The organism is Streptomyces griseorubiginosus, from assembly GCF_001514195.1.
Lineage (GTDB): Bacteria > Actinomycetota > Actinomycetes > Streptomycetales > Streptomycetaceae > Streptomyces > Streptomyces griseorubiginosus.
On sequence record NZ_KQ948738.1, the window covers coordinates 100,723 to 114,849 of the forward strand.

A 14,127-nucleotide genomic window follows, 5' to 3' on the forward strand; every position below is an offset into this window, starting at 1 on the left:
CATGGCGACCACCGAATCCACCACGACCCGTCCCGGTGAACGGCAGGCCGCCCTGGCCGAGTTGCTCCCGCCCGTGACCCGTCGCCGCCCGCGGATCGGGCTGGTCTCCGGCGGACTCGGCACCTACTGGCCGCAGTTCCCCGGCCTGCTGCCCCAGTTGAAGGAGTCGGCGGCCTATGTCGCCGAGCGGCTGGGCCAGTTGGACGCCGAGGTGACGGACGCCGGGTTCGTCTCCGACGCCCAGGAGGGCGCGGCCGCCGCCGAGCGGCTGCGCCGGGCGGACTGCGATCTGATCGTGCTGTTCCTGACGACGTACCTGACCTCGTCGATGGTGCTGCCGATCGCCCAGCGGACCCACACCCCGGTCCTGGTCGTCGACCTCCAGCCGTCCGAGCGGATGGACCACGCGTCCTTCGACACGGGTGCCTGGCTGGCGTACTGCTCGCAGTGCTCGGTGCCGGAGGTCGGCAACGTCTTCCGGCGGGCCGGGATCCCCTTCCGGTCGGTGTCCGGCTGGCTGCGGCAGGAGTCGGCGTGGCGGCGCGTCGAGCGGTGGGTGCGGGCCGCGCACGTCCGGGCCGCGCTGCGGCACGCCCGGCACGGGCTGATGGGGCACGTGTATCCCGGGATGCTCGATGTGCAGACCGATCCGACGCTGCTATCCGCGACCTTCGGCTCGCACGTCGAGGTGCTGGAGTTCGACGACCTGCGCCAGCGGGTGGAGAAGGTGACCGAGGCGGAGACCCGGGAGCGGGTGGCGCTGGCGCGCAAGGTGTTCAGCATCGACGGCAGCGTGGTCGACGAGGACTTCGCCTGGGGCGCGACCGTGTCGGTGGCCCTGGACCGGCTGGTGGAGGACTTCCGGCTCGACTCGCTCGCCTACTACCACCGGGGCCTCGACGGCGAGCTGCACGAGCGGATCGGTGCCGGGATGATCCTGGGGGCCTCGCTGCTCACCGCCCGGGGAGTGCCCGCGGCCGGTGAGTTCGAACTGCGCACCAGTATCGCCCAGTTGGCCTCGCAGAGCATCGGCGCCGGGGGCTCCTTCACGGAGATCCAGGCGCTGAACTTCGAGGACGGCGTGGTGGAGATGGGCCACGACGGGCCCGCCCACCTGGCGCTCAGCTCCCGCGACCCGCTGCTGCGGGGTCTCGGCGTCTACCACGGCAAGCGCGGCTGGGGCGTCAGCGTGGAGTTCGACGTCCGGCCGGGGCCGGTCACCCTCCTCGGGCTCGGCCAGGACGCGGACGGCAGCCTGTCCTTCATCACGTCCGAGGGCACGGTCGTCCCCGGACCGGTCCTGGAGATCGGCAACACGACCAGCCGGGTGGACTTCGGCCGGGACCCCGGGGAGTGGGTGGACGCGTGGAGCGCCACGGGGGTCGGGCATCACTGGTCGCTCGCGGTGGGCCGGCACGGCGCCGACTTCGGCGCGGCGGCGAGTCTGCTGGGGATCGATCACCGGGAGGCATAGGGAGCGGTCACCGGGAGGTATAAGGAGCGGTCCGGCCGCGGTCGAGGGGCCCGAGCCACCCACACCCGCGGCCAGGAGGCCCCAGCCACCCACACCCGCGCGTCAGGGGACCTAAGCCACCCACACCCGCGACAAGAGGGCCCAGTCACCCGCACCCGCAAGTCAAGGGGCCCTGAGCCACCCGCACCCGCGGTCAAGGGGCCTGAGTCGCCCGCACCCGTGCCAGGACGTCCCGGATCATCTCCGCGCTGATCATGAAGTGCTCCCTCGCGATCTCCTCGGCGCGCTCCGGCTCACCCGCCGCCACGGCCTCGTAGAGCGCGGTGTGCCCATGGCCGGCCCGCTCATGGTGGGACCGCTCGCCCCTGCCCCAGGGCTCGACCGGGAAGCCCAGGCTGATGCGGGTGAGCAGGTCCCGGCTGAGCTGGGCGATCTGCGGATTGTGGGTGGCCGCGCAGATCGCCCGGTGGAACGCGCTGTCGGCGGCCTGCTCCTCGCGGGGTGTGCTCGCGGAGAGGTGCGCGGACAGTGCCTCGCGCATCGGCTCCAGATCCTCGGGCCGGCGCCGCCGGGCGGCCGTCGCGGCCACCATGCCCTCCACCAGACCGCGCAGGTCGAAGAGTTGCTCGAACTCCGCCCAGCGGGGCAGCAGCGTACGGCGGACCGCGGCGCCGGAGGACTCGGTCCAGCTGTCGCGGACGAACGCCCCGCCGTTGCGGCCCCGCCGGCTCTCCACGACCCCCAGCGCCTGGAGACGGGCCACCGCCTCGCGCACGGTGGGACGGCTAACGCCGAGCAGTCCGGTCAGATCGCGTTCGGCGGGCAGCCGCTCGCCGGGCAGGAAGTCGCCGACGGCGATGGCGGTGAGCAGCCGGTCGGTGACCTCGTCGACCGCCGAAGTCACCCTGACCGGACGCAGCGAGGCCGTCGGACCGTCGCCCAGGAGCACGCGGTCGAGGACGCGCGAGAACTCGTCACCGGGCTCGGATGCGGATGTCAGGTGTCCTCCCGCAAGTCGTCGTTCCTGTAAACGAACACGGGCCGTGTGAACCCGTCGTTACGTCTTTCCCTGCCCCAGCTAAAAGGTCTTGTGGACTGACCTTTTACCGCCCCACTATCTCACCCATCCGTCACACCCAACTATTTTCAGACGTCGGTCGGCTGGTTCCGACCGGTCTGGGAGGCTCTTCGTGGCGATCCCCGAACCGAACCACACCGGAACCGTCGACTTCAACGGGCATTCCACCTGGTACCGGATCACGGGCGAGCCGGGCAGGACACCCCTGGTGGTCCTGCACGGCGGCCCCGGCGCCGGCCACCACTACACGCTCAGCATCGCGGGCATCTCCCGGCAGGGCCGGCCCGTGATCCACTACGACCAGCTCGGCACCGGGTTCTCCACCCATCTGCCCGACAAGGGGGCCGACTTCTGGACCGTCCAGCTCTTCCTCAACGAACTGGACAACCTGCTCACAGAGTTGGGCATCGCCGACGGGTACCACATTCTCGGCCAGTCCTGGGGCGGCATGCTCGCCGCCGAGCACGCGGTACGGCGCCCCGCCGGCCTTCGGGGACTGGTCATCGCCAACTCCCCCGCGTCCATGGGGCTGTGGCTGGCGGCGGCCGCCGAGCTGCGCGCCGCGCTTCCCGAGAAGGTCCAGCGCACGCTGTACGCCCACGAGGCGGCCGGGACCACGGACCACCCCGACTACCGGGCGGCCGAACAGGTCTTCAACGAACGGCATGTGTGCCGCCTGACCCCCAACCCGCCCGAGGTGCAGGCCACCTGGGACAACATCGCGGCCGATCCGACCGTGTACCACACGATGAACGGCCCCAACGAGTTCCATGTCGTCGGCACCCTCAAGGACTGGTCCGTCATCGACCGGTTGCACCTGATCGAGGCACCGACCCTGCTGGTGTCCGGCCGCTTCGACGAGGCGACCCCCGAGACCGTACGCCCCTTCGCCGACCACATCCCCGATGTGCGCTGGCACATGTTCGAGCACTCGAGCCACATGCCGCACGTCGAGGAGGAGGAGCTCTACCTCCGGATCGTCGGCGAGTTCCTCGACTCCACCGACTGACACGGGAGTTGTCCGCCATGTCCCGCACCACCAGACGCATCGCGCCGGCCGCAGCCGTTGCCGCCCTCGCCCTGACCGCCGCCTGTTCGTCCTCCTCCGACTCGGGGTCCTCCTCCGCGCCGAGCTCGTCCGGCTCCGGTTCCTCCGCGTTCCAGGCCCAGCACAAGGGCGGCACGCTCAAGCTCGTCGCCCACGCGGCTGCGGGCAGCTTCGACCCGCAGGTCAACTACACGCTCCAGTACTGGCAGTTGTTCCAGTCGATGTACGACGGGCTGCTCGCCTTCAAGAAGGTCGGCGGGCAGGAGTCCTTCACGGTCGTGCCGGACCTGGCCACCGCGATGCCGAAGGTGACCAACGGCGGCAAGACATACACCTTCACGCTCCGCAAGGGCATCACCTTCTCCAACGGCAAGCCGCTGACCACGGACGACGTGGTGGCGTCGTTCCAGCGCATCTTCAAGGTCTCCAGCCCCACCGCGGGCACCTTCTACAACGGCATCGTCGGCGCCGACGCCTGTCTCAAGACGCCCGCCTCCTGCACCCTGCCGAAGGGCGTGATCGGCGACGCCAAGACGAACACCGTCACCATCAATCTGACTGCCCCGGATCCCGAGTTCGAGTACAAACTCGCCGTCCCGCACGCCGTCGTCGTACCGAAGGACTCACCCACGAAGGACGCCGGGACCAAGCCGCTGCCGACGACCGGCCCCTACACGGCGGCCTCGTACGACCCCAACCGGGCGCTGAAGCTGGTGCGCAACCCGCACTTCAAGGAGTGGTCGCGGGAAGCCGAACCGCAGGGGTACCCGGACGTCATCGACTACACCTTCGGCCAGACGGTCGAGTCCGAGGTGACCGCCGTGGAGAACGGCCAGGCGGACTGGATGTTCGACGCCCCGCCCGCCGACCGGCTGAGCGAGATCGGCACCAAGTACGCCTCCCAGGCGCATGTGAACCCGCTGACAGCCTTCTGGTACGCCACGCTGAACGTCCACATGGCCCCGTTCGACAACAAGCTGGCGCGGCAGGCGATCAACTGGGCCGTCGACCGGTCCGCCGTGGTACGGCTGTACGGCGGCACCAACCTCGCCTCCCCCGCCTGCACGATCCTGCCGCCTGGCTTCCCCGGACACGTCAACTCCTGCGACTACACCAAGGGCGGCGGTACCACCTGGAGGGCGGCGGACCTCGCCAAGGCGAAGGCGCTGGTCAAGCAGTCCGGTACGGCCGGGCAGGAGGTCGGGATCGTCGTGCAGGACGACGACGTCAACAAGTCGATCGGGCAGTACCTCCAGAGCCTGCTCACCCAGCTCGGCTACAAGGCGACGCTCAAGCCGCTCTCGGGGAACATCCAGTTCACCTACATCCAGAACACCAAGAACAAGGTGCAACTGGCCCTGACGTCCTGGTACCAGGACTATCCGGCGGCCTCGGACTTCCTCAACGTGCTGCTCTCCTGCGCGAGTTACCACCCTGGCAGCGACTCCAGCATCAACATCTCCGGGTTCTGCGACAAGACGGTCGACGCGCGGATGCAGGCGGCGATCAAGACCTCGCAGACCGACAAGGCAGGCGCGGACAAGCAGTGGGGGGCCGTCGACCAGCAGATCATGGGCGAGTCGCCGGTCGTCCCGCTGATCAACCCGAAGCTGATCGACTTCACCTCGACCCGGGTCGGCAACTACCGGTTCAGCAAGCAGTTCTACATGCTGGTCGGGCAGCTGTGGGTGAAGTGACCCTCGCCCCGTCGGCAGGGGCCCGGCGCTCGCCGGGCCCCTGGCGGACCGCCGCCGGCGACCTGCTGCGCAACAGGTCCGCCCTGGCCTCGGCCGCGGTCCTTCTCCTCGTCGTGCTGGCGACGGTGTGCGCCCCGCTCTACGCGGACCACATCGCCCACACCGACCCCTTCCAGTCCCACGTCTCCGGCACCACCGTGGTCGACGGGAAGACCGTGCCGGTGCTCACCCCGAGCAGCACCGGCCTCGGTCTCGGCGTCACCCCGATCGGTCCGACCTGGGACCCCGCCCACTACTTCCTCGGCGCCGACAACCAGGGCCGCGATGTCATGGCCCGGCTGCTGTACGGCGGCCGTACGAGCCTGTTCATCGGGTTCACGGCGGCGCTGCTCACCTGCGTCCTCGGCACGGCCGTGGGGGTCGTCGCCGGGTACGCGGGCGGGGTCTTGGACGCGGTCATCTCCCGGGTCCTGGACGTCATCTGGGCGTTCCCGGTGTACCTGCTGGCCATCTGCCTTTCGGTGGTGCTGCTCACCAACGGCCTGAAGCTCGGCCCACTCACCGTCGACGCCGGGAGTCTGTGGCTGCCCGTCGCGATCATCGCGGCGATCTACGTGCCGTACATCGCGCGGCCGTTGCGCGGTCAGGTGCTGGTGCTGCGGAACAAGGAGTACATCCAGGCGGCCGTCGGCTCCGGTGCGCCCACCCCACGCATCCTGCGCCGGGAGGTGCTGCCGAACGTGGTGCCCACGGCACTCGTGTTCGTGCCGTTGATGACCGCGCTGGCCATGCTCACCGAGTCGGCGCTGTCCTTCCTGTCCGTCGGCGTCCAGCCTCCCGACGCCAGTTGGGGCACGATCATCGAGGACGGTCTGGGGCTCCTCTACACCAGGCCCGCCGTGACCATCGCGCCCGGCCTGCTGATCGCGCTGACGACGGCCGCACTCAACGTCCTCGGCGACGGGGTACGTGACGCGCTCGACCCGGGCGCCCGGCTGCGCGGAGGGGTGTGACCATGCTTGCCTTCGCCCTCAAGCGCTTCGGCTCGGCCCTGCTGGTGATGTTCGCGATCAGTGTGCTGGTGTTCCTCATCTTCTTCGCCACTCCGGGGGTCGACCCGGCGGCCCGTATCGCCGGCCGCAACGCCGACCCGGCCACGCTCGCCCAGGTGCGGCACTCCTTCGGCCTGGACCGGCCGATGCCGGTCCGCTATCTGCTGATGATGCGTCATCTGCTGATCGACCGGGACCTGGAGTCGTTCGTCAACCGCGGCTCGCGGGTCATCCCGCAGATCCTCCAGGCCACTCCGGTGACGCTGTCGCTGGTCGTCGGGGCGGCCCTGATCTGGATGACGGCCGGCATCCTCATGGGCACCGCGGCGGCCACCCTGCGCGGCAGAGCCGCCGACCCGCTGATCATGCTCGTCGGTGTGGTCGGCGTCTCGCTCCCGGCCTACTGGCTGGGCGAGGTCGTCAACCTCCTCACCCAGAAGCAGTTGCACGACTCGCTGTTCTCCTGGGTGCCCCCGCCCGGCTACGTCGGCCTCGGGCAGGACCCCGGTCAGTGGGCGCTGCACATGCTCTTCCCCTGGCTGACCCTGGCCCTGCTGTACGCCGGGATCTACGCCCGGCTGCTGCGCGGGGAGGTCGTCACCGCGCTGAACGAGGACTACGTCCGTACGGCCCGCGCCAAGGGCCTGTCCGAGCGGCGCATCCTGATCCGGCACGCCCTGCGCTGCTCGCTGATCCCGATCGTGTCCCTGTTCGGCCTGGACTTCGGGGCGCTGGTGGGCGGTGCGGCCCTGCTCACCGAAGTGGTCTTCGGCCTGCCCGGCATAGGCAAGCTCACCTTCGACGCCCTCCAGAACCTGGACCTGCCCGTGATCATGGGGACCGTGCTGTACGCGGCGTTCTTCGTGGTCCTCGCCAACGCCCTGGTGGACATCCTGTACGCACGACTCGATCCGAGGGCCCGCCATGCCTGAACCGCTGCTGGACGTACGCGACTTGAGCGTGCGCTTCCGTACCCGCCAGGGGGTCGTCACCGCTGTCGACGGCATCTCGTTCTCCGTCGCGCCCGGTGAGGTCCTGGGCATGGTCGGCGAGTCGGGCTCCGGCAAGAGCGTGTCGATGCTGGCCGTGCTGAGGCTCCTCACCAACCCGAACGTCTCCGTGTCGGGCCAGGTCCTCTTCCGTGGGCGTGACCTGCTCACCCTGCCCGACAAGGAGATGCGCGCGGTACGCGGCCGGGAGATCGCGATGGTCTTCCAGGACCCGATGACCGCGCTGACGCCGGTGTACACCGTGGGCTGGCAGATCGCCGAGGCGATCCGGGCCCACGAACAGGTCTCCCGCAAGGAGGCGCGAGCCCGTGCGGTCCGGTTGCTCTCGGACGTCGGCATCCCCCACGCGGCCTCGCGGGCGCACGCCTATCCGCACGAGTTCTCCGGCGGGATGCGCCAGCGCGCGGTCATCGCGATGGCGCTCTCCTGCGGGCCCTCTCTGCTCATCGCCGACGAACCGACCACGGCGCTGGACGTCACCGTGCAGGCTCAGATCCTCGATCTGATGCGGGAGCTGAACAGCCGGGGCTCCGCGATGGTGCTCATCACCCACGACATGGGCGTGGTGTCCCAGATCGCCGACCGGGTGCTCGTGATGTACGGGGGCCGGGCGGCCGAACAGGGGCCGCGGCAGGCGGTGTTCCACCGTCCGCGGCACCCGTACACCTGGGCCCTGCTCGACTCGGTGCCGCGGGTCGGCGGGGCCCGGGTGCGGCGGCTGCCGACCATCGCCGGCACTCCTGTCTCGCCGGGCGCGATCCCCGAGGGCTGCGCGTTCGCCCCGCGCTGCCGACTGCGGCACGAGCGATGCGCGGAACGGCCGGCGCTGACCGCGGGCAACGCTGAACCCACGCATCTGGACGCCTGCTGGCTCCCGGGCGAGGACCGCGCACGCCTCAGGGTGGCGGCCGACGGGGACCGCGCACGACCCGATGCGGCGGCCGACGAGGACGTGAACAGGGAGGTGGCGTCGTGACGCCCCAGGAGAGCGTGACGGTGGACGAGGCGGCACCCCCCGGGGAGGTCCTGCTGCGCGCCACCGACCTCACCAAGCACTACCCCGTGCGCGGCAGACGCCAGGTGCTGCGTGCCGTCGACGGGGTCTCCCTGGAGGTGCGCGGCGGAGAGACCCTCGGCGTCGTCGGCGAGTCCGGTTGCGGCAAGTCCACGCTGGGACGCTGCCTGGTCCGGCTCACCGAACTCACCGGCGGGCGGGTCGAGTTCGACGGACAGGACATCTCGACGCTGTCCAACCGACGGCTGCGACGGGTGCGTCCGGGCATGCAACTGGTCTTCCAGGACCCACAGGCCTCGCTCAACCCCCGCCGCCGTGCCGGGGACATCGTGGCCGAACCGCTGCTGGTCCACCGGTACGGCGACAAGCACGCGGTCCGCCGCAAGGTCGGGGAGCTCTTTGACGTCGTAGGACTGGCGGCGGCCCATCTGGACCGGTACCCGCACGAGTTCTCCGGCGGGCAGCGCCAACGCATCGGTATCGCGCGGGCTTTGGCTACGAACCCGAAGCTGGTCGTGGCCGACGAGCCGGTGTCCGCGCTCGACGTGTCGATCCAGGCCCAGGTGCTGAACCTGTTCGCCGATCTCCAGGAGGAGTTCGGCCTGACCTATGTCTTCATCGCGCACGATCTCGGGGTGGTCCGTCATGTGTCGGACCGGATCGCGGTGATGTATCTCGGCGGGATCGTCGAACTCGCCGGGACCGACGCCCTGTACGCACAGCCCGCCCACCCGTACACCCAGGCGCTGCTGTCGGCCGTCCCGGACATCGACGACGGGACGGTCGGGGGCGAGAGGCCGCGCGAGCGGATCGTGCTGACCGGTGAGGTGCCCAGCCCGGCGGACAAGCCGACGGGATGTCCGTTCCGTACGCGGTGTCCCTACGTCCAGGAGCTGTGTGCGGTCGAGCGTCCGCCGCTCACGATGACGGCTTCCGGCCGCCATGTGGCCTGTCACTATCCGCTGGCCGGATGAGGAACCGGGGCCGGCCCGGGGTCTGCAGCCCCCAGGTGGCCGACCCGGCCGTCAGGTTCAGCCGAACTGGCCCACGACGTAGTCGCCGGCCGGCTGCTGGGTGAGGACGTTCAGCCGGTTGAAGGCGTTGATGACGGCGATCAGGGAGACCAGGGCGAGGAGTTGCTCCTCGTCGTAGTGCTTGGCGGCGTTCTCCCAGACCTCGTCGGACACGCCGGTCCCGTCGGCGAGGCGGGTGCCCTGCTCGGCGAGCTCCAGCGCGGCGCGCTCGGCCTCGGTGAAGACCTTGGCCTCACGCCAGGCGGCGACCATGTGGAGGCGCTGCGCGGTCTCGCCCGCGGCGGCGGCCTCCTTGGTGTGCATGTCGAGGCAGAACCCGCAGCCGTTGATCTGGCTGGCGCGGATCTTCACCAACTCCTGTGTGGTCAGCGGCAGTCCCGAGTCCGTGACCACCTTGCCCGCGGAGGCGAAGTGCTTCAGCAGCTTGCCGGCCAGCGGGCTGGTGAAGACGTTGAGTCGGGCTTCCATGGTGTGCTCCTTCTGCCGTGGTCGATGGCTACACACCTATGACTGAAGAGCCCGACGGTTTGTGACACGGACGAATGTGACCTGCGTCTCCCGCCTACTCGCCGTAGGCCTGCTTCCAGCGCCTGCGGTGGCGGGCGTCGCCCTGGCCGCGGCCGTTCACCTCGCTCAGGGACATCAGCGAGGCCCCGTTGTTCCACAGGCCGAGGTGGTCGCGGTGCACGGCGAGGATGTCGTGCTCCAGCGCGAACCTCTCGGAGGGGCCGGTGAAGCGCGAGGTCGTCACGAGCACGGCCAGGTCGGCGCGGAAGTGCAGCCGGGCGCCCAGCAGTTCGCGCAGTTCGCGGTTGGGGATGGCGCGGTGCGGTGCGTAGCGCTTGCACTGGACGACGATCGTGCGGCCGTCCGGCAGCCGTGCGAGGACGTCGGCGCCGTTGTCGCCCGCACCGCCCACGCGCCGGACCTCCGTGCAGCCGTCCCTTCGGCACAGGTCCGCGACCAGTTCCTCGAACTCGGTGCCCGTCATGGCGTCCACCTCGGCGAGGGTGCGCCGCCCCGCCCGCACCGCGTCCTCCCGACGCCAGTCACGATCCCGGCTGCGCAGAAGCCGGTCCGTGCGCCACAGTCGCAGGCCGACGGCCACGAGGATACGGACCAGCAGGAAACCCAACACATACGGCCACACGTGGGACCAGTACGTCATCACGACGACCAGTGCCGCCGCGCCGCCCACCTCACCCCACTTGACCCGCTGCATCCGCCGCCGGACAGCGGCCGCACCCCATCGACGCGTGGCCACGACGGCCTCCCCTCCCCCGCTTCTCCTGCCGAGAAGTCTGGGCAGGTCGGGGCGGCGCGGGTAGGGGGCGAGTCGGCCATGTCCGGATGCCGAGGAGGGGCGGGGTGGGATGCGGGCAGGTACGGGGGGCTGACGCGGGCGGGCAGGCGGTCGGAGGCAGGGAGGCGCGCAGGTGCAGGGGGCTGACGCGGGCGAGCGCTCGGCCGGAGGCAGGCAGGCGCGCAGGTGCAGGGGGCTGACGCGGGCCGGCACTCTGCCGGAGGCAGGCAGGCGCGAGGCCAAACGCAGGCAGCGCGCTGTTGGAGGCGCGGAGGCGCGCAGGCGGACGCGAGGAGGCGGGCCGGTCGCAGCCGCGCAGGCACAAGGTCGGACGCCAGCAGGCGCGACAGCGCACGCAGACAAGCGCCAGGGCGAACGCGAGAAGGCATGCGCTCAGCGCCGCAGAGGCACAAGGCGGGACACCAGCAAGCGCGACGGCGGACGTCAGAAGGCATGCGGTCGGCGCCGCGGAGGCACCTGGTCGGACGCCAACAGGCGGGCGCCGCGGGTGCCGTAAGCGCCCGACCAGCGGTCACGGACGGCCGGGTCCGGGCGCGGGTCGGCCGCGATGCCCGAGGGCACCGCGGCCGGTCGGCGGGCGGGTCAGCCCTGGACGGGCTTGCCGCGGCCCCAGCCCCAGGCGAGCCGGTCGGCGCCGGACCTGTTGGTGGTCTCCAGCCATGGCCGGGCCGCCGGACCGACGAGCTTCTGGATCGAGTAGATGTCGTCGGTGCGCAGGCCGGGCCAGTACACCGAGCCCATCTTCAGCTCGCGGAAGGTGTCGGTGGCGGCCTGGATGAAGTTGACGTAGTTGTCGTCCGGGGTCTTCACGTTGTAGTTCAGGCCGGTCGTCATCGGCGCGCCGAACTCGTCGGCCACCGTCCGGTTCGCGCAGTCGCCGATGCGGGTCTTCACGTCGGCCACCCACTCGTCGTAGGTGGCGTACGACTTCCAGAAGCCGTAGTCGTGCAGCGACAGGTAGGTCCCCTTCAGGCGCGGGTCGGCGCACACCGTGGTGACGTGGTCGTTGTAGCCGGCGCCGCTGACGAAGACGCGGTTGCGGGGGACGAACCGGTAGGTGTCCAGCCACTTGGCGGCGATGTCGGCCCACTGGGCGTCGGTGTAGCCGTGGGGCTCGTTCATCGGCTCGAAGTAGACCCGGGAGTTGTTCTTGTAGGCCTTGACGACGGTGTTCCACATGGGCCAGTAGGTGGCCTCGTCGTCGATGAAGCCGTCCCTGCGGTCTCCCGTGCCCTCCCAGTAGGACACGATGACCTTGAAGCCCTGGGCCGTGGCCGCGTCGATGACGCCCCGGTACGACTTCCAGTACGAGCCGTTGACGGTGTACGGGTTGATCGGCAGTCGTACGGTGTTGGCGCCGAGGTTGGTGCGGAACGCCGCGATGACGCGGCTCGCCTTGGTGTAGGTCTGGGCGTAGGTGTCCGTGGTCGACAGGCCCGACAGCTGGAGCTCGTCGTCGGCGAAGTTGTCGCGCGGGTCGGCCCAGTTGACGCCCTTGAACTGGGTCGTGTCGGTGGTCGGCGCGGCGGCGGAGGCGGGACTGCCGGTGAGGCCGGCGGCGCTGATCGCGGCGATCGCGACGGCGACGAGGGAGGCACGCAGGTGGGGGGCGCGAGGGGAACTGGTGGGGGTCTTGCGCATCGACCAAACCCTTTCCGGATGACAGCATGTTTACGTAAACATGACGGCGCCGGAATCGTGGCATCCGCTCCGGCGGCCGTCAAGGTTTCCCCCACGTAACATCCGGTGCGATACGCAACACGTCCGTGCGCGTGTGAAGGAGGCAGCAGTGGTCGAGCGGGGAGGTTCCGGTGTCCCCGGTGGGCGGCGCAAGCAGCGGGTGTCCATGGCCGACGTCGCGAAGCTGGCGGGCGTCTCCTCGCAGACGGTCTCACGGGTCTCCAACGGTCACCCGGGAGTGATCAGTTCGACGCGCGAGCAGGTCCTGGCGGCGATGCGCGAGTTGGGATACAGACCCAACAGTGCCGCGCGGGCGCTGCGGTACGGCCAGTTCAACACCATCGGCGTGATCCTGTTCAGTCTGTCCTCGACGGGCAACAGCCGCACCGTGGAGGCGATCGCCACGCACGCGGCGGCCGAGGGGTACGCGACCACTCTGATCCCCATCGACGTCCCGACCCAGGACAACGTGCTGGGCGCGTTCACCCGCATGGGCGAGCTGGCCGTGGACGCGGTCATCGTCATCATGGAGATCCATCTCCTCGACACCGGGACGGTCCAGCTGCCGCCCGGGGTGCATGTCGTCGTGGTGGACTCCGACGCGGGCGACCGCTACAGCGTGGTCGACACCGACCAGGCGGACGGGGCCAGGAAGGCCGTACGGCATCTGCTCGACCTGGGACACCGGACCGTGTGGCATGTGACGGGTCCGCAGGAGTCCTTCGCGGGGCAGCGGCGGGCGCAGGCGTGGCGGGCCGTGCTCGGGGAGGCGGGGCGGCCGGTGCCGCCCGCGCTGTACGGGGACTGGTCGGCGGCCTCCGGTTACGAGGCAGGGCTCGTGCTGCCCGAACCGCCGGACTGCACGGCCGTGTTCGCCGCCAACGACCAGATGGCGCTGGGGCTGTTGCGGGCGTTCCACGAGCGGGGGCTGTCTGTGCCGTACGACGTCAGCGTGGTGGGTTTCGACGACATCCCCGACGCGGGGTTCTTCGTGCCACCGCTGACCACCGTCCACCAGGACTTCGCCGAGGTGGGCCACCGCTGCGTCCAGAAGGCCCTGGAGCAGATCCGCGCCCAGACCGAGGCACGCCCCGGCACGGACCTCGTGCCGACCACCCTGGTGGTGAGGGGCAGCACGGCACCGCCGTCGGTCTGAACCGGGTACATCGAAAAGGGGGATTGCTGTGATCGTCTGGATCAACGGCGCGTTCGGCAGCGGCAAGAGCACGCTCGTGGAGGAACTGCGGCCGCGGTGGCCCGAGTCGCTGGTCTTCGACCCGGAGATGGTCGGCTATGTGCTGCGGGAGATCGTGGAGGTGCCGACCGGCGACTTCCAGGACCTCCGGCTGTGGCGACGGCAGGTAGCGCAGTTGGCCGTGGGCCTGGTCGAGGAGTACCGGCGGCCGCTGCTGGTGCCCATGACCCTGGTGAACCCGGGCTATCTGGACGAGATCTTCGGCGCGCTGAGGGAAGCCGGCCTCGACGTCCGTCACTTCTTCCTCAAGGTCGCTCCCGAGGTGCTGGAACGGCGGATCGACGGGCGGAGCTTCTTCCCCGACGATCCCGCGCGGGAGGAGCGGGTCCGCGCCTGGTGCAAGGAGCGGATCGAGGCCTGTTCCGCCGCCGTCGACACGCTGCCCGGTGACACCGTGTTCCTCGATGGAGAGGCGAGCCCAGGAGAGTTGGCCGGGCAGGTGCTCGCTCACCTCGGTTGA

Annotated in this window: 13 protein-coding genes; 9 read left to right on the forward strand and 4 right to left on the reverse strand. The window is 70.3% G+C overall.

Annotated features, from left to right (window positions below; genetic code table 11):
• The first annotated feature begins 1 nt into the window (after position 1).
• On the forward strand, positions 2 to 1,474 hold the full coding sequence (locus tag AQJ54_RS23240; protein ID WP_062240638.1) for an L-fucose/L-arabinose isomerase family protein: 1,473 nt from the start codon (positions 2 to 4) through the stop codon (positions 1,472 to 1,474).
• Positions 1,475 to 1,667: 193 nt separating this feature from the next.
• Here AQJ54_RS23240 and AQJ54_RS23245 read toward each other — a convergent pair whose 3' ends face one another.
• Complete coding sequence (locus AQJ54_RS23245; protein WP_062240640.1) at positions 1,668 to 2,423, reverse strand: FadR/GntR family transcriptional regulator; 756 nt, start codon at positions 2,421 to 2,423, stop codon at positions 1,668 to 1,670.
• A 241-nt stretch (positions 2,424 to 2,664) separates the two neighbouring features.
• On the opposite strand from AQJ54_RS23245, the gene AQJ54_RS23250 reads away from it, so the two are divergent.
• The 6 genes from AQJ54_RS23250 to AQJ54_RS23275 are packed head-to-tail and all read left to right on the forward strand — an operon-like array spanning position 2,665 to position 9,348.
• The gene (locus tag AQJ54_RS23250; RefSeq protein WP_062240642.1) at positions 2,665 to 3,561 is read left to right on the forward strand and encodes a proline iminopeptidase-family hydrolase; all 897 of its coding nucleotides are present in this window, start codon (positions 2,665 to 2,667) and stop codon (positions 3,559 to 3,561) included.
• A 17-nt stretch (positions 3,562 to 3,578) separates the two neighbouring features.
• Complete coding sequence (locus AQJ54_RS23255; RefSeq protein ID WP_062240644.1) at positions 3,579 to 5,297, forward strand: ABC transporter substrate-binding protein; 1,719 nt, start codon at positions 3,579 to 3,581, stop codon at positions 5,295 to 5,297.
• Positions 5,285 to 6,310, forward strand: a complete 1,026-nt coding sequence (locus AQJ54_RS23260; protein ID WP_248845418.1) for an ABC transporter permease — start codon at positions 5,285 to 5,287, stop codon at positions 6,308 to 6,310. The genes AQJ54_RS23255 and AQJ54_RS23260 overlap by 13 nt, the downstream gene beginning before the upstream one ends.
• Positions 6,311 to 6,312: 2 nt before the next feature.
• Positions 6,313 to 7,281 carry an ABC transporter permease gene (locus tag AQJ54_RS23265; protein WP_062240648.1) on the forward strand — a complete coding sequence of 323 codons (969 nt, stop codon included), beginning with the start codon at positions 6,313 to 6,315 and terminating at the stop codon, positions 7,279 to 7,281.
• Positions 7,274 to 8,335 carry an ABC transporter ATP-binding protein gene (locus tag AQJ54_RS23270; protein WP_062240650.1) on the forward strand — a complete coding sequence of 354 codons (1,062 nt, stop codon included), beginning with the start codon at positions 7,274 to 7,276 and terminating at the stop codon, positions 8,333 to 8,335. Before AQJ54_RS23265 ends, AQJ54_RS23270 begins: the two co-directional genes overlap by 8 nt.
• Positions 8,332 to 9,348: an ABC transporter ATP-binding protein gene (locus tag AQJ54_RS23275; protein WP_079069993.1), complete on the forward strand. Its 1,017-nt coding sequence runs from the start codon at positions 8,332 to 8,334 to the stop codon at positions 9,346 to 9,348. Before AQJ54_RS23270 ends, AQJ54_RS23275 begins: the two co-directional genes overlap by 4 nt.
• Positions 9,349 to 9,405: 57 nt before the next feature.
• Here AQJ54_RS23275 and AQJ54_RS23280 read toward each other — a convergent pair whose 3' ends face one another.
• The 3 genes from AQJ54_RS23280 to AQJ54_RS23290 form a co-directional block, all read right to left on the reverse strand.
• A complete protein-coding gene (locus tag AQJ54_RS23280) occupies positions 9,406 to 9,876 on the reverse strand; it encodes a carboxymuconolactone decarboxylase family protein (RefSeq protein ID WP_062026529.1) in 471 nt (156 codons plus the stop codon).
• Between the two features lie 94 nt (positions 9,877 to 9,970).
• Positions 9,971 to 10,576: a restriction endonuclease gene (locus AQJ54_RS23285; protein ID WP_391144586.1), complete on the reverse strand. Its 606-nt coding sequence runs from the start codon at positions 10,574 to 10,576 to the stop codon at positions 9,971 to 9,973.
• Between the two features lie 738 nt (positions 10,577 to 11,314).
• A complete protein-coding gene (locus AQJ54_RS23290) occupies positions 11,315 to 12,373 on the reverse strand; it encodes a glycoside hydrolase family 5 protein (RefSeq protein ID WP_062240654.1) in 1,059 nt (352 codons plus the stop codon).
• 148 nt (positions 12,374 to 12,521) lie between these two features.
• Between AQJ54_RS23290 and AQJ54_RS23295 the strand changes: the two genes are divergently transcribed.
• The gene (locus tag AQJ54_RS23295) at positions 12,522 to 13,568 is read left to right on the forward strand and encodes a LacI family DNA-binding transcriptional regulator (RefSeq protein WP_062026526.1); all 1,047 of its coding nucleotides are present in this window, start codon (positions 12,522 to 12,524) and stop codon (positions 13,566 to 13,568) included.
• Between the two features lie 28 nt (positions 13,569 to 13,596).
• Positions 13,597 to 14,127 (forward strand): AAA family ATPase, encoded by a 531-nt coding sequence (locus tag AQJ54_RS23300; RefSeq protein WP_062240657.1) that lies wholly within the window; start codon positions 13,597 to 13,599, stop codon positions 14,125 to 14,127.